The organism is Photobacterium sp. GB-210 (genome assembly GCF_003026075.1).
Taxonomy (GTDB): Bacteria; Pseudomonadota; Gammaproteobacteria; order Enterobacterales; family Vibrionaceae; genus Photobacterium.
The window spans coordinates 97,373-122,268 of the sequence record NZ_PYNU01000002.1; the positions used below are offsets into that span (position 1 = coordinate 97,373).

21 protein-coding genes are annotated in these 24,896 nt (G+C 40.8%); 4 read left to right on the top strand and 17 right to left on the bottom strand.

The genetic code is table 11. The features are described 5' to 3' along the window. Positions 1-28: 28 nt before the first annotated feature. From C9J38_RS04125 to tesA, 3 genes are all read right to left on the bottom strand, one after another. A complete protein-coding gene (locus C9J38_RS04125; protein ID WP_107205991.1) occupies positions 29-883 on the bottom strand; it encodes a co-chaperone YbbN in 855 nt (284 codons plus the stop codon). Between the two features lie 470 nt (positions 884-1,353). Continuing rightward, entirely contained in the window at positions 1,354-2,181 is an 828-nt protein-coding gene (locus tag C9J38_RS04130) for an SDR family oxidoreductase (protein WP_107205992.1), read from the bottom strand. Further along, positions 2,178-2,792 (bottom strand): multifunctional acyl-CoA thioesterase I/protease I/lysophospholipase L1, encoded by a 615-nt coding sequence (gene tesA / locus C9J38_RS04135; protein ID WP_107205993.1) that lies wholly within the window; start codon positions 2,790-2,792, stop codon positions 2,178-2,180. Before tesA ends, C9J38_RS04130 begins: the two co-directional genes overlap by 4 nt. Between tesA and C9J38_RS04140 the strand changes: the two genes are divergently transcribed. Both C9J38_RS04140 and C9J38_RS04145 read left to right on the top strand, forming a co-directional pair. After that, on the top strand, positions 2,791-3,480 hold the full coding sequence (locus C9J38_RS04140) for an ABC transporter ATP-binding protein (RefSeq protein WP_107205994.1): 690 nt from the start codon (positions 2,791-2,793) through the stop codon (positions 3,478-3,480). The genes tesA and C9J38_RS04140 overlap by 2 nt on opposite strands. Beyond that, complete coding sequence (locus C9J38_RS04145) at positions 3,470-5,941, top strand: ABC transporter permease (protein WP_107205995.1); 2,472 nt, start codon at positions 3,470-3,472, stop codon at positions 5,939-5,941. Before C9J38_RS04140 ends, C9J38_RS04145 begins: the two co-directional genes overlap by 11 nt. Positions 5,942-6,008: 67 nt before the next feature. Here the strand turns inward: C9J38_RS04145 and C9J38_RS04150 are convergent, their stop codons facing one another. Next, complete coding sequence (locus C9J38_RS04150) at positions 6,009-6,470, bottom strand: hypothetical protein (protein WP_107205996.1); 462 nt, start codon at positions 6,468-6,470, stop codon at positions 6,009-6,011. Between the two features lie 112 nt (positions 6,471-6,582). Beyond that, complete coding sequence (locus C9J38_RS04155) at positions 6,583-7,485, bottom strand: TIGR01777 family oxidoreductase (protein ID WP_107205997.1); 903 nt, start codon at positions 7,483-7,485, stop codon at positions 6,583-6,585. A gap of 269 nt (positions 7,486-7,754) precedes the next feature. Between C9J38_RS04155 and yfcE the strand changes: the two genes are divergently transcribed. Continuing rightward, on the top strand, positions 7,755-8,300 hold the full coding sequence (gene yfcE, locus C9J38_RS04160) for a phosphodiesterase (RefSeq protein ID WP_107205998.1): 546 nt from the start codon (positions 7,755-7,757) through the stop codon (positions 8,298-8,300). 115 nt (positions 8,301-8,415) lie between these two features. On the opposite strand, the gene C9J38_RS04165 is transcribed toward yfcE, so the two are convergent. The 4 genes from C9J38_RS04165 to C9J38_RS04180 form a co-directional block, all read right to left on the bottom strand. Next, positions 8,416-8,703: a SelT/SelW/SelH family protein gene (locus tag C9J38_RS04165; protein WP_107205999.1), complete on the bottom strand. Its 288-nt coding sequence runs from the start codon at positions 8,701-8,703 to the stop codon at positions 8,416-8,418. A gap of 24 nt (positions 8,704-8,727) precedes the next feature. Beyond that, positions 8,728-9,492, bottom strand: a complete 765-nt coding sequence (locus tag C9J38_RS04170; protein WP_107206000.1) for a sulfite exporter TauE/SafE family protein — start codon at positions 9,490-9,492, stop codon at positions 8,728-8,730. Between the two features lie 154 nt (positions 9,493-9,646). After that, entirely contained in the window at positions 9,647-11,794 is a 2,148-nt protein-coding gene (pta, locus tag C9J38_RS04175) for a phosphate acetyltransferase (RefSeq protein ID WP_199187094.1), read from the bottom strand. A 154-nt stretch (positions 11,795-11,948) separates the two neighbouring features. Next, complete coding sequence (locus C9J38_RS04180; protein WP_107206002.1) at positions 11,949-13,145, bottom strand: acetate kinase; 1,197 nt, start codon at positions 13,143-13,145, stop codon at positions 11,949-11,951. A 335-nt stretch (positions 13,146-13,480) separates the two neighbouring features. Here C9J38_RS04180 and yfbV point away from each other — a divergent pair, with 335 nt between their 5' ends. Then, the gene (yfbV, locus tag C9J38_RS04185) at positions 13,481-13,930 is read left to right on the top strand and encodes a terminus macrodomain insulation protein YfbV (protein ID WP_158259290.1); all 450 of its coding nucleotides are present in this window, start codon (positions 13,481-13,483) and stop codon (positions 13,928-13,930) included. Positions 13,931-14,358: 428 nt separating this feature from the next. Here the strand turns inward: yfbV and C9J38_RS04190 are convergent, their stop codons facing one another. From C9J38_RS04190 to C9J38_RS04225, 8 genes are all read right to left on the bottom strand, one after another. Then, positions 14,359-14,667 carry a DUF6172 family protein gene (locus tag C9J38_RS04190; RefSeq protein WP_105059635.1) on the bottom strand — a complete coding sequence of 103 codons (309 nt, stop codon included), beginning with the start codon at positions 14,665-14,667 and terminating at the stop codon, positions 14,359-14,361. Positions 14,668-15,109: 442 nt separating this feature from the next. Further along, the gene (locus C9J38_RS04195) at positions 15,110-16,072 is read right to left on the bottom strand and encodes a ChaN family lipoprotein (protein WP_107206004.1); all 963 of its coding nucleotides are present in this window, start codon (positions 16,070-16,072) and stop codon (positions 15,110-15,112) included. A gap of 124 nt (positions 16,073-16,196) precedes the next feature. After that, positions 16,197-17,027, bottom strand: coding sequence for a 23S rRNA (guanine(745)-N(1))-methyltransferase (rlmA, locus tag C9J38_RS04200; RefSeq protein ID WP_107206005.1), 831 nt, complete (start codon positions 17,025-17,027; stop codon positions 16,197-16,199). 138 nt (positions 17,028-17,165) lie between these two features. Then, the gene (locus tag C9J38_RS04205; RefSeq protein WP_107206006.1) at positions 17,166-18,440 is read right to left on the bottom strand and encodes a sigma-54 dependent transcriptional regulator; all 1,275 of its coding nucleotides are present in this window, start codon (positions 18,438-18,440) and stop codon (positions 17,166-17,168) included. Continuing rightward, the gene (locus C9J38_RS04210; protein WP_107206007.1) at positions 18,430-20,814 is read right to left on the bottom strand and encodes an ATP-binding protein; all 2,385 of its coding nucleotides are present in this window, start codon (positions 20,812-20,814) and stop codon (positions 18,430-18,432) included. The genes C9J38_RS04205 and C9J38_RS04210 overlap by 11 nt, the downstream gene beginning before the upstream one ends. Continuing rightward, entirely contained in the window at positions 20,811-22,061 is a 1,251-nt protein-coding gene (locus C9J38_RS04215) for an ABC transporter substrate-binding protein (RefSeq protein ID WP_107206008.1), read from the bottom strand. Before C9J38_RS04215 ends, C9J38_RS04210 begins: the two co-directional genes overlap by 4 nt. A 245-nt stretch (positions 22,062-22,306) precedes the next feature. Next, on the bottom strand, positions 22,307-22,813 hold the full coding sequence (locus C9J38_RS04220; RefSeq protein ID WP_107206009.1) for a YfbU family protein: 507 nt from the start codon (positions 22,811-22,813) through the stop codon (positions 22,307-22,309). A gap of 289 nt (positions 22,814-23,102) precedes the next feature. Continuing rightward, the gene (locus C9J38_RS04225) at positions 23,103-24,857 is read right to left on the bottom strand and encodes a formate--tetrahydrofolate ligase (protein WP_107206010.1); all 1,755 of its coding nucleotides are present in this window, start codon (positions 24,855-24,857) and stop codon (positions 23,103-23,105) included. Between the last annotated feature and the right edge of the window lie 39 nt (positions 24,858-24,896).

Below are 24,896 nucleotides of genomic sequence, written 5' to 3' on the forward strand. Positions count from 1 at the left end.
GGCTTTTTGCTATTTATACTTTATCGAATTAATACATCAAAGAGTAAAGCTGACGGCGGTAAGAGGCTGCAATTGGATTGCCTTGACCTAATGCTGCAAGAATATCCATCATGGTTTTCTTTGCATTACCATCTGAGAAGTTCATGTCTTTACGTAAAATTGCAATCAATAACTCTAGCGCTTCTTCATTACGGTTTACTTGGCTGTATTGCACGGCGAGTTCATAACGTAATTCAACATTGTCAGGTTCGGACGCTAGTTTCTGTTCTAGTTGTTGGATCTCTGGCGAGTTACCCGCTTGCTTGTGTAATTCTAATTTAGCGACCAAGCCTTTGTATTGTGCATCCTGATCTTGCATTGGGATTGTCGCAAGAATCGGCTCGGCCTCATCAAACAAAGCGGTTTCAATCAGGCACTCTGCAATAGCTAGTTTTACTAAGCTATCGTTAGGAAGTTGTGCTGACAGTTGACGTAGTAGCGGTAGAGCTTGAGCGTATTCTTTATTATCAACTAATACCAATGCCTGTTTTAATGCCAGCTCTTCTTGACTTGGTAGATGACGAGTTAGCATTTCACGTAATGTTTGCTCTGTTTGTGGCCCTGCAGAGCCATCAGCAGGTTGACCATCTTTAAACAGAGCAACAGTAGGTAAACCACGGACACCGAACTGAGAAGCGACCATTTGTTGGGTTTCACAGTTTAGTGAAGCAAGGATAAATTGTCCTTGGTATTCACGAGCCAGTTTTTCTAGCGTTGCATTCACTTCTAGCGTTTCAGGCATCGATGGCGCCCAAAAACTGATCACAACAGGTGTTTGCATCGATTGCTCGATAACCTGTTGCAGATTTTGTTCATTAATTTCTAGCGCAGTATTTTGGTACATGTAATTCGATCCGTTGACTATTTGAAAGGCTATACCAAATATATGGGGATGAATCGATGTGGATCAAGTTGAGATAATGAAACAGAAATTAGTAAGTGTTTAAAAAACGAGAAAGAACAGTATTAATTACCGAATACCAGCAAAAGCACTAACGTGATACACGCGCATAGTAAGTTAATTTGGCGCAATGTCATATATACACCTTAAACGTAATGAAGAAAGAGCTAAGTTTGATAATTAGCTTAAGTTATGGGATCACATTACATTTGTTATATGACAATAATATTACGTTTTATAGAAAATGTTATATTGGGTGATATTCTTAACTGGAGTAAGTGTTTTTTTATGTTTAGTGGTTATAAATCAGCATATTAATCATCATTGATTTTATAAATGTTGTTTTTATCACCACTTTTATAAGGTGAGAAAACTGCCTAAAAGCGATGGGTTTTAAGCAGATTTTTTCTTTATTAATTGCTTTTTATCAGTAACTTATCAAGAAATCTTGTTGGTAGGATACGACGTAAGAAACCAAAAATATAAGTCGGTTGTGTCACGTAATAGCGTGATTTTGGGCGAGAGCTATTAATGATGTCCAATAGTGGTCGTAATACTGCATCAGGTTTTAAAGTAAATTTGTTGGTCACCTTTTCTTTACCAAGGCGAGAGAGGGTGTCTTGGTAGTTGTCATAATGGCGAGAGTTGTTCATATCAATATGACGTTCAAACATGCGTTTTGCGTTTGCGCGAAATTGGCTTTCAATTGGTCCTGGCTCGATCAAAGAAATACTAATCGGCGTATTGTCTAACTCTAAACGTAAGGTATCGGTATAGCCTTCAATTGCAAATTTACTGGCGTTATATGCGCCGCGATATTTCATGGCGACTAATCCCAGTACTGAGCTGTTTTGTACAATTTTACCGTGACCTTGGGTAAGCATCAGTGGGATGACTTGCTTGGTTAGCTCGTGCCAGCCAAAGAAATTCGCTTCAAATTGTTCACGTAGAGCTGAGGTCGGTAAATCTTCTAATGCGCCGGGTTGTCCGTAAGCGGCATTATTAAATAACACATCTAATTTTCCGCCAGTGATGGCTAGTGCTTGGCTTAAACCTTCTGTGATGGATGACTCTGAAGTGATATCCAATTGAACGCAACGAATACCTTCTTGATTGAGCCTTTCTACATCCTCTGATTTTCGACAACTAGCAACAACGTTAAGGCCTTGCTCGGTCAGTGTTTTTGCGCAGTAATAGCCAATACCAGAGCTACACCCTGTCATTAAAATAGATTGTGTCACTGTGAGCTTTCCTTGTTGAGATAAGGTTGAAGATGCTTTGCCATAAATTGAGCGATCAGCGGCTGTGCTTGTGCGGTTGGGTGAAGGCCATCTTTCATCATTAATTCTGGCTTTACAATAATATCGATAAGAAAAAACGGCAATAAAGGCACATTGGTGTCTTCACTTAATGATGGGTAAGTATTACGAAACAGTTCGTTATAACGTTTCCCATAATTGGGTGGGACTTCAATTTGCATTAATAGTGGCTGCGATCCCACTTTTTGGATCTCATTGATCATTTGGCTAAGGTTATTACGTAATATTTTAGGATGAAACCCACGTAAGCCATCATTCGCACCTAATTCGATTAAAACAAAATCAGGCTTATGTTGTTCCAATAATGCTGGTAATCGTGCCAACCCATTACCACTGGTATCGCCAGAGATACTCGCATTCACAATGGTCGTTGGTTGTTTTTGCTGTTCTAACAGTGGCGGCAGTAGTGCAGGCCAGCTTTTCTCTGCTGGCATCTGATAACCAGCACTGAGGCTATCGCCAAGAACTAACAGTGTTTGACTCAATGCGGTGGATGAAAACACCAGCATCAACAATGAAAGGATTCGTATCATGTCTGTCTCCGTAATTAAGGCACACTCTGTTTCAAAACAAGTCACGACTACCTTGTCGCCTATGACTATTTTGCAGGATGTTTCGCTTGAGGTCGAGCAAGGAGAGTCTATTGCCCTTGTCGGTGTCTCTGGCGCGGGTAAATCAACCTTGATGACATTACTGGCGGGGCTCGATGTACCAACACAAGGTGAAATAGAGCTACTTGGTCATAACCTTTCTACGTTAGATGATGAACAACGCGCTCAATTACGTAGTGAATCTATTGGTTTCGTGTTTCAAAACTTCCTGTTACTACCGACTTTAAATGCGCTGGAGAACGTCACGTTACCGTGTTTGATCCAAGATAATGATGTGGATGTTGAGCGAGCAAAAGAATTGCTTGCTGTTGTTGGTTTGAAAGGGCGAGAAACCCACTTACCGAGTCAGTTATCCGGTGGTGAACAGCAACGCGTCGCGCTAGCCCGTGCATTTATGATCAAACCGAAAATTTTATTTGCTGATGAGCCAACGGGAAACCTCGATCAGCATACCGCAGCCATGATCATTGAGTTGTTGTTTGAACTTAATAAAAACAGCGGTACAACACTGGTGCTTGTCACTCATGACGATACATTAGCGGCTCGTTGCGATCGAATTATGCGATTAGATAACGGCAAACTCGCGAGGGATGAACGTCATGCAGAGTGATTCACTTTCGATGAAAAAACGTCCGTTCTTTTTACGTTGGGCGTGGCGTGAAATACGACAAGGTCAGTTGTGGCTAGTTACCTTGGCACTGAGTTTAATCATTGCTTGTGTGTTTGCGTTATCGGCATTGGTAAGCCGTGTTGAAGGGATCATAGTTTCGCAAGGTCGCTCTGCGTTAGCGGCAGATATGGTATTGAAGTCATCGCAAGCGGTAGATTTACAACCGTTATCAACCAATAAGATCACCACTTCACAGCAAACTCGCTTTGGTACCATGGCATTTAGCGATAACGGTATGCAGTTAGTCAGCGTTAAAGTGGTTGATGCGAAATTTCCATTGCGTGGCGATTTACGATTACAAGCGGCTGATAAGTCTGTGCACCATCATGTGAGCCCCGGTGAGTTGTGGTTATCAGAACGCTTATTTTCGCTGCTGGATGTCAAAGAGGGCGATACACTCATGCTGGGGGATGGGGAGCTAACCATTAGTGGGAGAATCTTAGAAGATCCTGAGCTGTCTTTTAACCCTTTTAGCCAAATGCCAGCAGTATTGATCAACAATAAAGACATTGCTGCCATTGGTGGAATTCAAGAAGGTAGCAGGATCAGCTATCGCTACTATTTTTCCGGCTCCGATCCTGATCTTGCTGATATTCGTGAAACGATGAAGTTAACCCCAAGCCAACGCTGGTTAACTGAAAACGATGCCGGGCGCAGTGGTGATTTTATTGAACGAGCAAGGCAATACCTATCACTGACTTTAGTGCTGGTAGTACTCATGGCATCAGCAACCTTAGTACTTACATGTCAGCACTATGCATCGACGCGGATCACGTCAGTCGCAATGATGAAGAGCCTTGGCGCAAGTCGTCGTTTTTTATGGCGATGGTTATTACAACAAATAGCGGTTGTGTTCTCAGTCGCGATTGGTGTTGGTTTGCTATTGGGTTTTGGGCTCGAATGGTTACTGCGCTATCCACTGCAACAGTTGTTACCTGATGAATTACCGGCTATTGGGTTTGCTCCGTTAGTGATCAGCTTATTACTCGCACTTTTCATTTCATTGCCAGCGTTGGGTATTCCGCTTTCTCGCTTGGTTAATGCTTCTGCAATGAATACGGTACAAGCAACCCAGAGCCCAGCATCTAAGTTCTCAGCTATATGGTTGTTGTTGATCTTCCCTGTTTTTTCAGCAGTATGGTGGATTGGTAGCAATGTATTTGTTTGGCTGACCTTATTGGGCATGGTGGCATTGTTAGTGTTACTGGCTTTAGTTGGCCTTGCTGCCATCGCATTACTTAAGAAGATTAAGCTTGGCTCTGCTTATGCATTGGCGTTAAGTCGTGTCAATCGTAGTAAAGCGAAGACCGCGACGCAATTGGCGGCATTGACGTGTTCGTTAATGCTATTAGCTGTGATTGGATTATTACGTAACGAGTTACTTGCGGATTGGAAAAATACCTTACCTGCTGATGCGCCTAATGTGTTTGCAATTAATATTGCGCCAGATCAGCAACAAGCCTATTTAGATTATTTAGATGCGAATCAATTAGCTCGCTCTGAAGGTTATCCTGTGACCCGTGGAAGATTGGTCGCGATTAATGAGCAACGCTTTTACTTATCAGAAGATGAAAGCCAAAGTGGCGTAGCTGCAGAGATTACTTCCGACAATAGTCCAGAACGCGATCCTGCATTAAGACGAGAGCTTAACTTCACATGGGCGGAAAGCTTACCGAGTCATAATGAGGTGATTGCAGGTAAATGGGGAAGTAGCTCAGGTGTTTCAGTGGAATCTGGCATTGCGAAACGCTTAAACATTGCATTGGGTGACAAGCTGGCTTTTACCATTGGTGGGCTAGAGTTTAACGCCACAGTAAACAGCATTCGTGATGTGGAATGGCGTAATATGAAGCCGAACTTCTACTTCATTTTCACCCCAGATGTATTGCAGTCGTTTCCTGCTACATGGTTAGTGAGTTTTAGAGTGAATGATCAGCAAAGTGATTTACTCAATACCTTAGCCAGTAATTATCCAACGGTGAGTGTGCTTGATCTACGTATGATGGCAACACGGATTCAAGCTTTATTAGCCCAAGTGAGTTGGTCACTTACGGTATTAGCTGGCTTAGGTGTACTGAGTGGATTACTACTCATTATGACCTTATTGCGCTTGAGTATTTCAGAGCGTCAAACCGAAATTCAGCTTTATCGCACACTCGGAGCAAGCCGTAAACGTATTGCCGCTACCTTGTGGTTTGAATACGGCATTATCGCGTTATTGGCTGGTATTATTGCAGCCATAGGTGCTGAATTTGTTGTTGGTTTGCTGGTGGTGAAAGGTTTTGAACTGCCGTTTACCTTACATCCATTTATGTGGTTAGGCTTACCTGTGCTGGCTATTGGGTTGGTGTATTTAGTGTCACGATCGCAGATCAAGAAGCTGTTGTTGCCGTTAAGGTGATATTGATATCTAAAGACCGTTTATTATATATACGGTCTTTAGATAATGTAGTGTATTGGAAGTGCATTTACTCTGTATGACTAGTCTTGATTTGTTCATTTAAATAATCTTTGAATGGTTTTAAAACCACATTTTTTAAACAGCAAAAAGTGTAAATGAATGAACAAGCAGAAAAAATTGCAAACCAATATGAATAAAAGCTAATTAGAAAAAAGAAACCTAATAGGGAACTATACCAAGCTATTGTTGGTATTGTTTTTTGTAAACTCCACATAGGCATATGTGGATAAAGTCTATTAATAATATGTTTAGAATCTCCGAACCAAGATAAGAAAAATGCAAGGCTAGTATTTAAAGGTAAACTTACACAAAAACATAATGTTGCGAGGATTATTTCGGGTGAGTTGATTGTATTATTTCCTGAACTTAATAGTGCAAAAAAGAAAGCTGCGGATGTAGCTCCTAGAACGGAGTGCAGTCGAATAAATAACGCTTTAAATTCATCTAATACTTGAGCTTCTTCTTTCATTTTTTTGTCTCAGGCGATTATGATTTCGAATTTTAATCGGTATACAACAGCCTGTATACTGTAATCATGTAACGTCTATTTCAATTCCAATGTTGAAAATGCAGAGTTTCCCTCAATCACATAACGTCTGCTTCAATGCTTGCTCAATACAAGGGAAGCTAAAGTTAAACCCTTCTTGCTGTAACTTATTCGGTAGCGCACGTTGGCTATCAAGCAATAGTTGTGCTGATTCTCCAAGCCCTAGTTTTAGAACCCAAGCAGGGGTAAATAAAATGTGTGGACGCTTTAGAGTTGCGGCTAAGGTTTGGCTAAACACTTTATTCGTCACCGGTGTTGGTGCAGTAAAGTTAAATGCGCCATGGGCTTCTGGGTGATTAAGTAAAAAGATGATGCCTTTGATCATGTCTTGTATATGGATCCAAGGAAAGTATTGTTTACCATCACCCATTTTTCCGCCTAATCCTAGTTGATAAGGCAGTAACATGCGCGCCAATGCACCGCCTTGTTTGCCAAGTACGATACCTGTGCGGATCAAGCACACACGGGTTTGTTCTGATTGGGCTTCAAGAGCAATTTGCTCCCAGCGGTAACAGACGTTCTGGGCAAAGTCGTTATCGTTAATATCAAGCGGGATGGATTCATCAATGGTTTTATCTTGGTTATCACCATAAATGCCCACCGCAGAACCACTAAGAAAAGTATGCGGAGGATGACGACTGGCTTTAATTTTATCAACGAGTTGCTGGGTAATATCCCAACGACTTTGACAGATTTTCTCTTTTTGTTTGTCACTCCAACGCTTATTGATGATCGGCTCACCCGCAAGGTTGATAACAGCATCAAATTGGTCGAAATTGTCGAAGCTATCTAGGCTATCAACGGCGAGGATATGATGACCGAGTTGATTGTAAGCACGAGTCGGGTTACGTGTAAGTATGGTGACGTGATCATGATTGAAATGAGGAATCAGTGCTCGTCCGATAAAACCTGTTGCGCCTGTCATTAAAATATTCATGTCGTTATTCCATTATCAGTCATCATCTAAGCTTTGATGTGTTGCTTATTTCTATTATATATCAGCATTCTATATCAGTTAAATTATCAGTATAACGAGAGACTTAAAATCCATTATCTTAATATTGTGACGTAAGAGAATTATCACGAATATTATGCACGCATAAGCATTTGGTTGCATTTCGTGGTGAGATATCAGTACCGCTAACATGGAAATTTGATAAGACTACGAGTAGACTTCGAATCTGGATTAATGACTGGTTTTTGATTATGAAATTATTTTTTGCCTCTGATATTCATGGCTCTTTAGCGAGTGCTGAAAAGATGATTGCTGCTTTTGAACAAAGTGGTGCAGAGCACTTAATTCTGTTGGGTGATATTTTAAATCATGGCCCGCGTAATCCATTACCTGAAGGGTACAATCCTATCAAGGTATCTGAGCTGTTAAATCGCTATGGCGAACGTATTACGGCGGTACGCGGTAACTGCGACAGCGAAGTCGACCAAATGCTACTTGAGTTCCCTATTATGGCAGATTACAACCTTGTGTTATTGCCAACAGGACAGCGTCTTTTTTTAACGCATGGTCACGTGTATAACGCCAATAAACATCCTCGTTTACGTGCTGGTGATGTGATTGTATCGGGACATACTCATATTCCTGTTGCAGAAGCAAAAGATGAGCTATTTGTGTTTAACCCAGGCTCTGTCGCTATTCCTCGTAATGGGTTACCTGCAAGTTATGGTTTATTAGATGGCAACCAGCTATCTGTGATCAGCTTTGACGGTGAAGTACTGGTACACACCCAGATCTAATTTTTAATTGATAAAAGTAACGCCCTGAATGCAGCTCTCTGGTTTTAAGCGCAAAGCCACTTAATAGAGAAAGCACATTCAGGGCGTTATTGTATTTAGAGCTAGGTATTATCGCTTATGGCTTACTATGGCGATCTACATGGCCTAAATCGCGTTCTGGGTCGATAACATCACGAATACGTTGCTTTAGCTGTTTCGCATCAGGAAAGCCACCATCGGCTTTACGTTCCCAAATAAGCTGACCATTACAATGAACTTCAAAACGACCACCTGTGTCTGGGTGAAGGCTGATGGTTTGGATTTCTTCACTGAAGGTATGCAGTAGCTCTTGGGTCATCCATGTAGAGCGTAGCATCCAATTGCATTGACGGCAGTAGTAGATATCAATGATCGCTTTATCCATGAAATACTCCTTAAATAACGTGGACTAGAAAGCTGAGAAAAGTAACTTAAAGCCAATAATAAAAGTCAGGGCTTCAAAGCAACGTTTAATGAGTTGATTACTTTTTTGATGAGCAAGGTGAGCGCCTAAATAACCACCCAGTAATGAACCGAGTAATAATACGGGGATCCAAGGCCAGTAAATCGGTGCGCCTGCTTGGTAAATTGCGATAGCGCCAATTCCATTCCAAAATAGCCCAACGCTCACCAAGGTTAGTGCTACCGCTTGTTTGTAGTTAAAGCCAAACCAACGGATTAAAAATAAGGTAACAAATAGCCCTGTTCCGGCGGTAAGTGAGCCATTTAATACCCCAATAATGGCTAGACCAAGCCCACCAATGATCATCCCTTTTATGTCGCGATGAATAGCGTTTTCGTTTTGTCCTAGCTCTTTTTTCATCAGTGAATAAATACCAAGACTGAGTATTAACATACCGAGTGCAGCTTCAGCGATATTTTCAGGAAAAGAGAGGATCAGGTTTGCGCCAATAATCACACCTATTGCGCCTGTAAGGATCACATAGAGTGTAAATTTCAACGACAGTGTGCCTTGACGTAAATGTTTAATGGCTGCACCAACGCCTAATGCCACACTTGCCACTTTGTGGGTCGCAAGGGCGATGCTAAAGGGTAAGCCAAGAAAGATAAGTAGAGGAAATTGAATTAAGCCTGCGCCGCCACCGGAGAGTGATGCGAGGGTATTGGAGATCAATGAGCCAATAAATAGCCCGAGAGAGTTGAGAAAATCCATGCTAACAGGTTGTCCTTAACCGTTAATTAGCTTGCCAGCATAAAGGGTTAAAACACCTTATTCCAGTAATAAAAAACGCCCCAATACACATTTCAATAAAAATTGAAGACATGTATTGGAGCGTTTTATCAGTCGATTAAATAAGTATTAAAACTTACTTAGCTGAAGCTTGTTCTGCCTGAATCGCAGTTAGTGCAACTGTGTAAACGATATCGTCTACGAGTGCGCCACGAGAAAGGTCGTTAACTGGCTTACGCATACCCTGAAGCATTGGACCGATAGATACTAGATCTGCTGAACGCTGTACCGCTTTGTATGTTGTGTTACCCGTGTTTAGGTCTGGGAATACAAATACAGTTGCTTTACCTGCTACTGGAGAGTTAGGTGCTTTAGAAGCAGCTACGTTTTCCATGATTGCAGCATCGTACTGAAGAGGACCATCGATCACGAGATCTGGACGTTTCTCTTGAGCGATCTTCGTTGCTTCACGTACTTTATCTACGTCTGCACCCTTACCTGATTCACCAGTAGAGTAAGAGATCATAGCAACACGTGGGTCGATACCAAATGCTTTTGCAGAATCTGCAGATTGGATAGCGATTTCAGCTAGTTGCTCAGCTGTTGGATCTGGGTTGATCGCACAGTCACCGTAAACCAATACTTGGTCTGGTAGTAGCATGAAGAATACAGAAGATACGATAGATGCATCTGGTGCAGTCTTGATGATTTGGAACGGAGGAACGATAGTGTTTGCTGTTGTGTGAACAGCACCAGACACTAGACCGTCAACTTCGTTGTTCTCAAGCATCATTGTGCCTAGGAATACTGAATCTTGTAGCTTCTCACGAGCAACAACGTCAGTCATACCTTTCGCGCCACGTAACTCAACTAAACGAGCCACGTAGTTTTCACGTACTTCGTCAGAGTTGATGATAGTTACGCCAGCACCAAGAACGACGCCTTGTTGTTCTGCAACGCGACGGATTTCATCTGGGTTACCTAGAAGCACACATTCCGCGATACCGCGCTCAGCACAGATAGCCGCAGCTTTAACTGTACGTGGCTCGTCACCTTCAGGAAGAACGATACGCTTAGCCGCTTTACGAGCTAGCTCAGTTAGCTGGTAACGGAATGCTGGTGGGCTTAGGCGACGCTCACGGTTTGAACCTTCAGTTAGAGACTCAATCCAGTTACCGTCGATGTGGCTTGCCATGTACTCGTTAACTAGCTCTACACGCTCTTTATCGTCTGCAGGTACTTCTAGTGTGAAGCTCTGTAGATTTAGAGAAGTCTGCCAAGTGTTACCTTGAGCAGTCATGACTGGAAGACCAGTCGCGAATGCGCGCTCACATAGATCCATAACAGGTTTTGGTAGTTCGTAACCACCTGTTAGAAGTAGTGCACCTAGCTCTACGCCGTTCATTGCTGCAAGACATGCTGCAACGATTACGTCTGGACGGTCAGCTGAAGTGACGAGTAGTGAACCTGGACGGAAGTGCTCAACCATATTAGGGATAGAGCGTGCACAGAAAGTGATGCTCTTAATACGACGAGTTTCGATGTCACCTGCATTGATAATTTCAGCATTTAGGTGCTGAGCAATATCAGTTGCACGTGTAGCGATAAGCTCTGCGCTCCAAGGTGCACAACCTAGTACACGAATTGGGCTTGAGTTGAACACTTGCATGATTTCAACATTTGAAGGAACAGTACCTTCTACGTCATCAAAGATCTCAGAAAGATCTGGACGCGTACGGCCTTCAGCATCAACTGGTGCGTTAAGTTTGTTAACGATAACACCAGAGATTTGCTTGTTCTTGATACCACCGAAGTTAGAACATGCTACTTCAATACGCTCTTTAAGTTGAGCTGGGTTATCAGTACCTGGAGATACAACGAACACGATTTCAGCATCTAGCGTTTTTGCAATTTCAAAGTTGATTTGGTTTGCAAAAGGGTGCTTACGAGTAGCAACTAGACCTTCGATTAGCGTTACGTCAGCATCTGCTGTTGCCGCTTTAAAGCGTGCAACAATGTCTTCTAGAAGAACATCAGTTTTGTCGTTACGGATCAATTCTTCAGCGCTTGCCATTGAGAATGACTCAGCAATTTTCATATCGCTGTTAGCACTAATAATTGTTGTTGTTAGATCTGGCTGATCGCCACCTTTACGCGGTTGCGCAATAGGCTTAAAGAAAGAAACGCGAACGCCTTTGCGTTCCATTGCACGAAGTACACCAAGGCTAACACTTGTTAGACCAACGCCAGCGCCAACTGGAACAAGCATAATAGTACGGGACACTATGAATTCCTCAAACTATTGAATGATAAAGCACTGTTCAATAACAATTCATTTTAATTAGTAGAATAACTATAGAACAATACCACATGAGAACATGACGGGATGTCATGAAGAAACGGCTGACTTAAAGCCAGCCGTTAAGATAATCGTTAGATTAGATTTCAGCTAGAAGCGCTGTATCTTCTGCGATTACTAACTCTTCGTTAGTAGAAACAACCATTGCAGGGATGCGGCTGTTTGCAGAAGTGATAACCCCTTCGTTACCGAAGCGTGCTTTAAGGTTTGCTTCGCTGTCTACTTCGATACCGAATATAGATAGACGCTTAAGTACTTCTTCACGGATAGGAGCAGAGTTCTCACCGATGCCGCCTGTAAATACGATAGCGTCTAGACGACCATCCATGTTTGCAGCGTAGCTAGCTACGTACTTAGCAAGACGGTGACAGAATACGTTCATTGCACGCGTTGCTTCTTCTTTAACGCCGTAGTTTTCTTCAACGAAACGACAGTCAGAAGTCACACCAGTTAGACCTAGTAGGCCAGACTCTTTAGTGAACATTGTGTTGATTTCAGCAACGCTCATACCTAGACGATCGTGTAGGTGGAACATAACTGCTGGGTCAAGGTCACCACAACGTGTACCCATTACTAGACCTTCAAGAGGAGTTAGACCCATAGAGATATCTACAGATTTACCGCCTTTGATAGCACATACAGATGCGCCGTTACCTAGGTGACAGTTGATGATGTTTAGCTCATCAAGAGGCTTGTCTAGAAGTTTCGCTGTTTCACGAGCGATGAAACGGTGAGAAGTACCGTGTGCGCCGTAGCGACGGATACCGTTTTCTTTGTATAGGTTGTAAGGGATAGCGTATAGGAATGCTTCTTCAGGCATAGTCTGGTGGAAAGCCGTGTCGAATACCGCTACGTTCTTAAGATCAGCGAAGTTGTGTTTAGCAGCTTCGATACCAACAACGTGTGCAGGGTTGTGTAGTGGTGCGAAATCAGACGCATCTACGATACCTTGAAGAACAACATCGTCGATTAGAGCTGAAGCAGAGAACTGCTCGCCACCGTGTACGATACGGTGACCGATAGCGCCTAGGTTCTCTTTAAGCTCAGGCTTAGAAGCAAGGATAGTATCAACCATGAATGCTAGAGCTTCTTCGTGAGCCGCGCCTTCACCTAGTTGTGCTTCGTGCTTGCCATCAAGTTTCCACTTGATGCGTGCTTCAGGAAGACCTAGACATTCTGCTAGACCTGAAAGGTGTTCGTCACCTGATACAGGATCGATGATTGCGAACTTAAGAGATGAACTACCGCAGTTTAGAACTAAAACCAGCTTAGACATGAGAGTGACTACCTATAATCTGTCTGAAAGTTGATATTCATTTTTGAATAAAAAAGTACCCATAGAATAGACGATGATATATTTATCGGTCTAGTCAGGGTGAAATTCGTGCTCATTCTTGAGTATTTGAATTGAGTTACCTGCAATTCTGGTTCATCCTTGAGGGTGCCTAACTTGCAGTTAATACCATTAACAGCAACAATTACCTTTAGGCGTGCTTAGGATAGCGATTGTTAAGCAATATAACAAAAACATTTTTAGATAAATTTAATTTTAATCAAGTTTATTGCTTAAAAATTTTAAAGATTATATTTTTTTTTGATAAATGGTGCTTTATGACTCAACAAACAAAGTGGAAGTATTTCCAAGACGGTCAGCATTACATGAGCACATGGCCAATGCGTAAAGAGCTGGCTGCTGTTTTTCCTGAACATCGCTATATCAAAGCAACAAAGTTTGCCACTAAGGTGATGCCGGCCGTCGCTGCTATTAGTATTTTGACCCAAATGGTATTTCATAATTATGCAGGCATGCCGCAAGCTGTTGCAATTGCGTTATTGGCGTTATCGATGCCATTACAAGGTTTATGGTGGCTAGGTAAACGTAGCCAAACCGTACTCCCACCATCACTGGCGAAATGGTACAGCGAGATCTACCAGAAAATTGTCAGTGAAGGTTATGCGATGCAACCGAAAAAATCACAACCTCGCTACCAAGAACTTGCTGATGTACTCAGCCGCGCATTTAAGCAATTAGACCGTAGTGCATTAGAACGCTGGTTCTAATCAGAGATATTTAACGTACAAAAGCAGCCTAATGAGCTGCTTTTTTTTCGTTAAATATTTTACCGTTCGTTTTCTAAATATTTTGCCACTATTTAGCGTGAGCTCTCATCTTATATACCGTGGCCGCTTTTCTATGCGTATTACTTTTGTATTTACAGCGACAGTTAACAAAGACCGATATATTTATCTTAACCTATGGGGATGAAATACAACGTTTAAATATGTGACGCTTGAGTTTTTATGTTTTTTAACTTTTTGAATTTAAAGGTTTTTTATTTTGGTGATATTGGTTTGTATCGTTTTTTAAATATATTTTAAATAAAAGGTTATTTAAATTTTATGATATTTAACTGTTTGTTATTTTTATAAAAAAGAGCCACCGTAGTGACTCTTTTATCGTAAAGAATATAACCTAAAACGTTATGTGATTATTCTTCGTCGAAATCAAAATCTGGACGTTGTGCGCGTGTTGCAGGCTTTGCCAAGATTTCTAAGTATAATGATGGTAGTTCTAACTTTTCAGCTTCATCGATGTACTTGTTGATTTCTTTTACATGAATAACTTTGGCTTCTTGCTCGGTATGACCAAACTTACAATCAAAATCCCAAAAGTCAGCGCCAGCAGGAAGTGCTTTGTTACGCTCACGACGTAGGTATTTCTTAACTTCAAACTTCACTGCTTCAACAACGCGAGGAACAGCTTTTTTAGGGTGGGTTAAAGCAAATGTTTTTTTCATGGTTTTCCTAGTTTTCTTTGGCTCAAAATTGGGAGAGCTGTATTTTTTCTATTTTACTTTAATTTGGGATGGGTAGCGATGGCAGAGATAAGATTTCATGTGTTTTTCGTTCGGGGAAAGAAAGTGAAATGTGGTCTTAAAAAGTTTTCTCAAAAAAAATAACGAAAAAGTGCAACTAAATATCTACATAGCTGTCATAAAAAATACATAGAGGATTATTAGTATCTACACTGTTTTTCGCTATGGATGTTAATGAAAGTTATGTTGCCATTTACCTATCAAATGGGCGGAATGGATATGCTGTTCAGGTACTAGAAAGGTTGCTATGGCATTATAATATGGCTACTAAGAGATATAGCTGTTATCTCCCTTAAGAACCCCAACTGCTTGGCCGCCGATGGGGTTCTGCTCTATCTGGGCTATGGTAATTTACTGCTTTAAGTTATTTATAACACTTCAAATCCTTGTTTCTTTTCATCATATCCATCATTGCTTTGTTCTGTTTTTCTTTTTGTACGTAACGAACAGGAAGCGATGCCATAGTAACCTTATAATCTAGAGCATTATCAGAGAGTAGTTCTGAAGCTGTTATTGGGGTGACAAGTGCGACTTTTAAATTGGGATTACGCGCTTTAATGCGAGAAGCCGTACCCAGTCCTTCCATGGTATGAAAACGACCTGCAACATGAATGATTTGTTTGTTTGGATGCGTGTTCAAATACGTGACCATAGTTTCTGCCATAGTATCGTCCCACGCGGTTTGTGCGGCAAACATACGTAGGTTTTGCTCTTCATTGCCGTGATGCATTGAGTTTAAAAATTTGGTTTGATATGCATCTTTATTAAGAGTTAATGATTGTGCAATCCATGAACGCTCTGATGGGGGCAGTTTATTTAAGTACTCAGGCCCATTTTTACTAATACAGCGAACAATACTTTTTGGCGCATTAGCGGCAATCACGTCTAAGTTATTCTGCTTGGCAAATTCAACTAGCGGACGGTAATCACTGTCGTAGTTTGGCCACGCATTGCCTTCCGATACCAATGTTCGTTCACCAATTTTACCTGCAAGATATTGATCAACAACAGCTTGTTTATCTCGGGTGAATTGCTCCATAGATAAGGTTAATTGTGAATTTTTTTGGTATAACGCAGCAAATAATTGGCTTTGTAATAGGTGGGCTGCAGGGTGGCTATGCCATTCACCAACTAAAATAATATCAGCATTCTTTAGCTCTGTTGCTAATTGATCGACTGTTAAGGTCTTTCCATTTGGTGATGTAATGCTGTAGTCGTATAGCGTGGTTAGGTTTGCAGAGGGTGAAGATGTTATATCGGAGGTGTTAGATGCACAACCTGTTAAAAGTGTGGCAAAGCTAAAACTCAAAGCGAGCCATTTATTCATTATTGATATCCCTGAAAGTGAGCTTATCGATTAAAAATAAGCAAAATTCACAACAATAATAAATAATATAGTTAATACGAGTTATTATCAATTGCGTATGGTAATAACTCGCATTAATGCAGTGTTACTGGCGGCGATATACGCGGATTGCGAAACCTGCCTCACAATGGAAATTATTGGCGTTAGCTAATTGCTGCCATACTTGCTCTGATGTTTTCCAAGCAAACGGCGTCATTTGCATCAATGCCGAAGCTTCTTCACCGCTTAATGTCATGTCGTAGTGTAGTTGCTCATCGGCAACCAGATCAAAGCCAGGAATCGTTTCAACGGGGACATCATGAAGGCGTACACCATCATAAATTAATTCTTTTAATTGATATAAGTGGCGTGGTGCAGGGGTCACAGCAACTAAAATCCCACCTGGTTTGATGGCGCGCTCTAACTCTTCACCTTTACATGGCGCATAAATACGTACTACACCATCAAACAATTGATCGGCAAAGGGTAAACGGTGACTTGATGCAACACAGAAATCACATTCAGGGTAACGCTTAGCGGCGTATTTCACTGCAACTTTTGAAATGTCTAAACCATGGACGGAAAGTGCAGGAAATTGTTGGCGTAGTTTTACAAATTCAGAGGTGTAGTAGCCTTCACCACAACCAATATCAAGTAGTTCAGTCGCACCATCAGGGAGAAGTGATGCAAGTTGTGCAATGACGGCATCACGCAGTGGTTGATAATGTTCTGTATTGAGAAATAGGCGACGAGCTTGCATCATCTCTTTATTGTCACCAGGATTTTTCGAGCTTTTATGGTGAGCAGGCATGAGATTCACATAGCCTTCTTTTGCCAAATCAAATTGGTGATTATTACAACAACGGTAGGTTTTAGGTTGTTCGCTATGAGCGTCAAGAAGAAGCGACTCATGGCATAGAGGACATTGATAGGACATAAGAGTAAACCAAAGCGGAAAAACAGCCGCTAAGTGTAATGCTTATTGTGGGTTGTCGCTAACGTATTTTTGTTCTGATAGTAAAAAGCCTTCGCGAGAGAAGGCTTCTATTCAAGGAGTATTGATGAGCAGACCTGCTTAATGGCTTGGTCTTACTTTATATTCGGCTTTATCAAGTCCATGCTTTTTCATTCTTAGATAAAGCTTTTTACGTGGGATTTGCAAATATGATGATACTTCATTAATACGTCCTGCAAACAGGTATAGCGCATCTTCAATGACTTGTTTTTCATAGCCATCAACTAAATCATCCAGTGGGCTACTCATTTGCTCAAGGGGTTTAGAACGCTCTTGTCCGGCTAATTTCACAATGCCAATGGCATATAACTCTGCAACGTTTTTAAGCTCTAAGACATTCCCTGGCCACTCATAGCGACAGAGTGTGTTGATGTAGGCTTTATCAATAGCAGGTAATGCTTTATTAAGTTTTTTACAACTCTGTTTTAAGTAGTGTTTAAAAATAAAGGTAATATCGCTACTACGTTGACGCAGTGTCGGCAGACTAAAACGTACTTGGCTTAAAAAATAAAATAGTTCAGGTAAAAACTGCTCACTTTCCACCGATGGTTCAGGTGAGCCTGTGAATAGAGCAAGTAAACGCACTTCTTTTTTACCTTGTCGCTCTTGTTCTAATAAGAAACGACATAACCATTGCTGGCTTTCGATTGGCATAATGTGTGGATTACTTAAACACAAACACCCGCTGCGAGCTGAAATCATGCTACGTTGAAGATCGGGGGTACAAGTAATACTTGAGCCATCAACCTCGATAAACGGGCCTTGATGAAGTGGGCTATTCTTATGCAGAATTTTAGCAACGGTATGACGCCCCGTGCCGTTTTCACCTTCAATTAAGGCATCCTTGGTTGAATTAACAACCAGTTTTAATTGTTCGCGTATTTTTACAATCAATGGACTCTCACCGAGAAGTAACTCGGTGGCGGTATTATGCAATGTTTTACGCTGTTCAATGATCTTTTTACGCTGAGGTAGATGCTTTTCTAATAGTTTTATCAGTTCGTTAGGCTGTAATGGCTTTTGTAAAAAATCAATCGCCCCTTTTTTAAGTGCGTCAACAGCCATTGGAATATCACCATGACCCGTTACGATAATGACAGGAATTTCGTTATCAAAATCTTGAACTTTTTCTAATAGTTCCATGCCATCTAAACCGGGCATGTACATATCTGTTACAATCACTCCAGACCAATTATGACTTAACATATTAATTACTTTGGTTGAGTCTTGAACAGTTGCTACATTGTAACCTGACAACTCTAATAACTCTTGGTAGGCATCTAATACATCTTGATCGTCATCGACAATCAGTACATTTATTTCATCACTCATCATCTTTTTTTAACTCCAAAACAATCATCGCTCCACCTGTGAGACCAGAAGCGAGGAAGATGTTACCTTTTAACCTTGTCATAATTGAACCACAGATGCTTAATCCTAGACCAAGACCAACATCTTTTGTTGTCGTAAAAGGTATGAATAGTTTCTCAATAATGTCATGACTAAAGCCATTACCGCTATCTAAAACTGCAATCCTGATAGTTTTTTTTGTGCTTTCTAGCTGAAGAATTGTTATTTGGCGCTCTTCACAGCTAGCAACAGCATCACAGCTATTAACCAGTAGGTTTACCAGTACTTGTTCAAGTTGTACCTGATCGGCTTGTACAAAAAGCGGTGTGGTAATGGTGTTTGTTATGGTTGTCTTTTGTACTTTTGCGCGACTTTCAACGATGACGATAGCTTGCTTGATCGAGTCTTGAATATCAACTCGCGTTAACGGATTCGTTGCTGACTGTTTTTTTGCAAAATTACGTAAACTAGTGATCAGTTTACTCATACGCATCACTAAATCATCTATCTTTTCGATATTATCCGGTAATTTTTCATATTTTTTGTTATCAATTGCAAGTTTCGCACTAAATAGACGTGTCGAAATAGCAGAAAGAGGCTGGTTCAACTCATGAGCGAGTGATGTCATGGTTTGACCAACCGTGACCATTTTAGCCGCCTGGATTAATTCATCTTGAGTGGCGATTAAATCCCCTTCGATACGTTTGCGATCTTCTATTTCTGCTTTTAGTTGTTGGTTTCTTAATATCAATGATTGCGTTTTTTCCGTGACCTTACTTTCAAGCCAACGGGTGGTTTTTTCTTGTTCTGTAATATCAGTCATAGTGATTATGACTTTATCCTGATTACCTTGTTTGAATACGCGAAAATCGAGTCTGAGATAGAAGATGCTATTTTGGTCTGTACTAAAGGTAACCGTGAGTTTATAGGCACCTAATTGTCTTAATGGGCTTTTTTGATCAAAGAGTTGGATCAGTTTATGAGATACTGAGCTATCAAATAAATCCCATAATGTTTGGTGTTGGCTTATACGATCAAAGTTAAATTGCTTTAGCGCCTGTAAATTGACAGATTCAACTACACCTAGCATGTTACAAGTGATGATGCTCGCCTGAGTGTTATTGATTAGGTTAAGGGCATTTGTGGTTTGAATATCTTGCATTTGCTGACAGAAGTCACGCAGGTTTTCGCCAAGCATGCCTATCTCATCTTCGCCTGTTGTTGCAATTTTTACATTAAGATCGCCTTTTGCAACCGCGTATAAATCTTTACTTAATAAATTTAAGCGATTCACAATACCGTTACCGACAAGGTAAACCGAGAGAAAAATAGTGAGTATGATAGTAATAAAGACAACGCCAAATAACATGGTGTTACTCAGAAAAATAGCGCTATGTGTTTCATCATTTAGTTTTTTAAGAGAGTTATCTGCATGTTCAACCAATGTTTGGATCATTTCTTCTTGCTGATAGAGGCGCTGTTTAATATCCAGCTTAGCTCGGTCTATTTGCAACCCTAAAACGACATCCCGCTTTAGTTGTTGTTCGAGTTGACCACCTGGTTTTAAGATTGTGGTAAATCTCTCTAATAATTGGCGAAATGGAACGGCTGAAGGATAATTACTAATATTCTTACTAATAGCATTAAGCTCGGTAATTTTATGACCAATAAAATTAAAGGCGTTTTCAATGTCTCTATTTTTGCGTTGTTGAACGATCTCTTCGACTAATTGATGAAGCTCATTTTCTTTAATGGTGATCGATTGAATTAATGAGAATTCATTCATAACGTTGTTAACAACATCAAGTTGAACGGCGTCTTTTTTAATTCCGTGACGGTTCATGTTATTGAGTTTCCACTCAACTTCTTGGCGTAGTGGTGTCAGTTCATCAATAAGATCGTGATGGATCCATTTTAAGCTGTTTTCTGTCTGCTTTAAGGTAAACAAGCCACTATTTCTCTGTTGTAACAGTGTTGTGTAATTATCTATTTGTTTAACAAGGGTTTGTTGACCTGATTTTATTGCGGGGTAATAGTGTAGGTTAGCAATGTTATTAATGGCTAAGCTTATATTATCGAGAATATGTGTGATTTTGTTTTTAATGGTTTCATGCTTGAGCGGGTTGGTATTTTGGCCCAAGTTATTCAATGTTGCCTGTAGCTCAGCGGTGTTGCGTTCTAACTGATAACTTGCCTGTAAGGTTGGCATATTGTTATCTGTAATCGTTTCAATTTGTGTGCTGAGTTTTTCCCAGTTGATGACAGCAATAAGGCTGACTGTAATGGTGAGAAATGCCATCAAAATAATCGCCATAATAAGGCGACTACCAATGGTTTTCTTGTTGATATAGCGGATCATTGCAATGCCGGATTCCCGTTAATAATCTTTTGGCTTAATGCGATGGCTTGCTCAAGTTGTGCTGCCATTTTTCCCCGCCATTGCTGTCTAAAATAATCAACTTGCGGGTTATCTCTAAATAGCGGTAACTCATGATATATCTTATTTTTTAAATCATCTACGCCAATCGGTGAGGTAGAAGCTAAGTGTTTCGCATGAAGAAAATCAGCATGTTGTTGTTTTGTTAGTTTATTTGATGAAGCTTCAATCGAATGCAGCAATTGCCATACTTGGTTAAGTTGAGGAAGTTGACTACTAATCGTTTGTTCAAAAAGGTGCTTTACTAAGCCTGAACGTTGCTGAATGACATCGTAATCTAGCGATGCAACATTAAACGTCTTTTTAATAAACTCATCTCGGCCAATATCACCATTATTGGCGAGTTGCCCGTCAATTGTTAATTTGGTTTGGCATTCTTGTGAAAGTAATAAACTCACAAAATCTCTCGAAAATTGTGAATGGTGGCTGTTTTTTACCATGGCTACATAATGCGGTAATAAAGCGCTTTGTGGTTGATAGCTAAAATCAACAAATGAAAATTGTTTTTTATAAGTGTGTGCATATCTATCAACAACCGGCCCTATACCAATTAAACCGCGAGAGATAGCCTCACTGAGTGAAAACGCACTGGTTTCCACTGACGCTAGGTTTCCTCCAATTTGATAGAGCAATCGCCAACCTTCAACCCAGCCATATTGCTGCAATATATTTTCAATCATTAAATGGGTGGTATCTGAACGATAAGGACTGCTAATACTAATGTGACGATAGTAATAAGGTTTTATCAAATCCTTTAATCGGCTAGGAATTGGTAACTTATTCTTATTTAAATAGTTATTGTTCCACAGTAATCCGAATCCTGTGTGGCCGAAGGAAAAAACATTACGTGAAAGTTGCTGAGGCGTTTTTCTAATTGTAGTTTCATGAAGCGGTAATAACTTTTGGCTATTGATTAGAGGCTGGAAGAAGGTTGGTGATGATGAAATGATAATATCAATATCATGGTTGTTCTGTTGCAATAACCGAAGCCCTGATTCTTCACGTCGTACAATGACTCTAACTTCGCTTTCTGGATACTGCTGTTTAAATTGTTTAACGATCGGGTTTAGTACAGATTCTGAAAATGTCGTTAGAACGATTAAATTCTGAGTCGGTTGGGCAAGTACTGGCGTGGCGAAAAAAAAGAGGAAGGAAAAGAAGCGTACCATGTTAATCCGTAATCCCTAGCGTATCTCGACTAAATTTTTATACTTTTAGATAATTAGGAATGTAGCTATACCATTTAGTAACAATTCATGCCTTATATCAATAGCAATTTACGGTATAGTTCACAAAAAAGAGGTGTATATGGTATGTTATGAGCGTTTTATAGCTATTAATCGGGACAAAGGTAAATATATCATGCCATAAAAAAACCGAGCATAGACTCGGTTTTTTAGGGCTGAATGAAAATTTACGCTGTGATTATTTGCTGAATTTCGTTGCAAGATAAATGGTATTGGCGTGGACAGTTGCGCCATACTTTTAGCATACGTTGGTATTTTTCTAGCATTGGGACTTGGCTATTGAAGCGATGTTCTGTTTTCTCAAATTGAGGATATAAACCTTCATCATCAACGAGGAAGCGGACGTAATGCACAAGCTGTGCTTCAGTGGCAGCATCAAAACCAAGGAATTGTAATCGGCGTTGATCAATATCTTTGGCACCATCGCAACGACAATCTTCAAGATTAAACGATTCTTGGAGAGCGTGGTACATCTCCATAAAATCGATAACTTGACGGCAATCATCTTCAGGTAAATCACCAAAGTCTTTATCTAGTTCACGCATTTGTAATGAATAGCCACGTTCAACAATGGTTTGAAGGCGACGATAATGTGCTGCGTTTTCAGGTGTCAGTTTTGACATCAAGTAGTACTGATTAGATAAAATTAAGCGTTGAGCGTGGGTCATTTCCATTTGAGTTAGCCTCATTAATATTTTATTTTCTGCCATTGAGAGTAGCAGGTTAGGTATAAAATAAATTGATCTGACACCATATGGGCATCTTTTTTTGTTACAGTATATTATTAAAAATGAAAAGCCATATTTATTTTAAGGTCTTTTTTTTTTGGTTATTGTCGAGTGATATCGTTAAAGTAATATAGCTATCTCTGTATTCGGGCAAGTATAAGATAGCGTCGTTTAACAGGTTGTTATTGCATGCGTTAAGCAACAACAACCTTTTATTGTTAACCTTTAGCCGTTGTTAGCTTAAGCCGATAATATTGCCATTCTCATCGATATCAAGATTCATAAATGCGGGCTTTTCAGGTAACCCTGGCATTGTCATTACATTGCCGCATAAAGCATAAATAAATCCAGCTCCTGCACACAATTTTAATTCACGTACTGGGACGGTAAAGCCTTTTGGTGCCCCTTTAATACTAGGGTCGGTTGAAATAGATAGCGGTGTCTTTGCCATACAAATAGCCAGCTCATCAAACCCTAGAGCTTTAAATTTGACTAATTGTTGCTGAGCTACCTCTGATAACGCTACATGACTAGCCCCATATCCTACTTCAGCCACAGCCATTATTTTTTCTTCTAATGGCTGGTTTAGTTGATATAAAGGAGTGAAGTTTGCTTTATGTTGGCAGGCTTTTACCACACACTCTGCGAGTTTAATCGCCCCTTCACCGCCTTTACCAAAGGCTTCACTGATAGCAACGTCTACAAAAGTGTCAAAGCTCTCTGCTTTGATCATTGCTTGTAGTTGCGCTAATTCCTCATCTGTATCTTGTGGGAAACGGTTAATTGCGACAACAACGGGAACACCATAACGGGCGGCATTACTGATATGCCATTTTAGGTTTTCAAACCCTGCAACCAGCGCATCATTGTCTTTGGCAAAAATACCGTCAGGTAAAGCGTGTCCTGGACGTAAATCATAAAGACCAGAGTTGGCTTTTAAGCCACGCAATGTTGCCACAACAACGGCACAGTCAGGGCCTCTTTTTGCTTGCTGGGCTTTAATATTACAGGCTTTTTCAAATCCCATATCAGAGCCAAAGCCACCTTCAGTAATGGTGAAGTCACTGAGTTTTAATGCGATTTTGTCTGCAATAATAGATGAATTTCCGTGCGCGATATTGGCAAAAGGACCTGCGTGGATAAGAGTGGGTACGCCTTCTAACGTTTGCATTAGGGTGGGCTCAATGGCATCGCAGAGAGTGACAGTCATGGCTCCTGCTACTTGCAGATCTTCTGTAGTTACAGGGTTACCATCAAGATCATAAGCGACGACAATACGGCCAATGCGTTTACGCATATCATGGAGATCATCGGCAAGTGCTAAAATAGCCATGAGTTCAGAGGCGGCTGTGATATCAAAGCCGTCATGGCGCTCTAAACCATTAATGGTTTTATCTGGTTCATTTTGACCTATGGTGATCATTCTCAAAGCACGATCATTATGATCCATCACGCGTTTCCAAGTGATGTTATTAATGTCGATACGTAGCGCAGGTAATCCTGTTTTTTCACTGAATAGATCATAACCTAAACGTGATTCATGATATAAGCGAGCATCAATTGCAGCAGCTGCAAGGTTATGCGCTGCCGTAACCGCATGAATATCACCCGTAAGATGAAGGTTTAGCTTATCCATTGGTGCGACTTGGCTATAACCGCCGCCCGCTGCGCCACCTTTTACGCCAAAGACAGGTCCCATTGACGGCTGTCGAATACAAGCCATTACTGAGCGATCAATTTTTGCTAACCCTTGTGCTAAACCAATTGTTGTAACGGTTTTTCCTTCTCCTAGTGGGGTTGGTGTAATCGCAGTAACGACCACCAGTTTCCCTTCTGCTTGATCCGCTAAGCGATTCAAAATGGCAGGTTTTATTTTTGCTTTTAATGAACCTTGCGGTGTCAGTTCCTGTGGTTGAATACCCGCTTTTTTGGCAATGCCTTCAATCGGAGAGAGTAGGGTGTCACGGCAAATATCGATGTCGCTTTTCATATAGGCTATATCCTCACAGTGGAAATCATGCGTATCTGC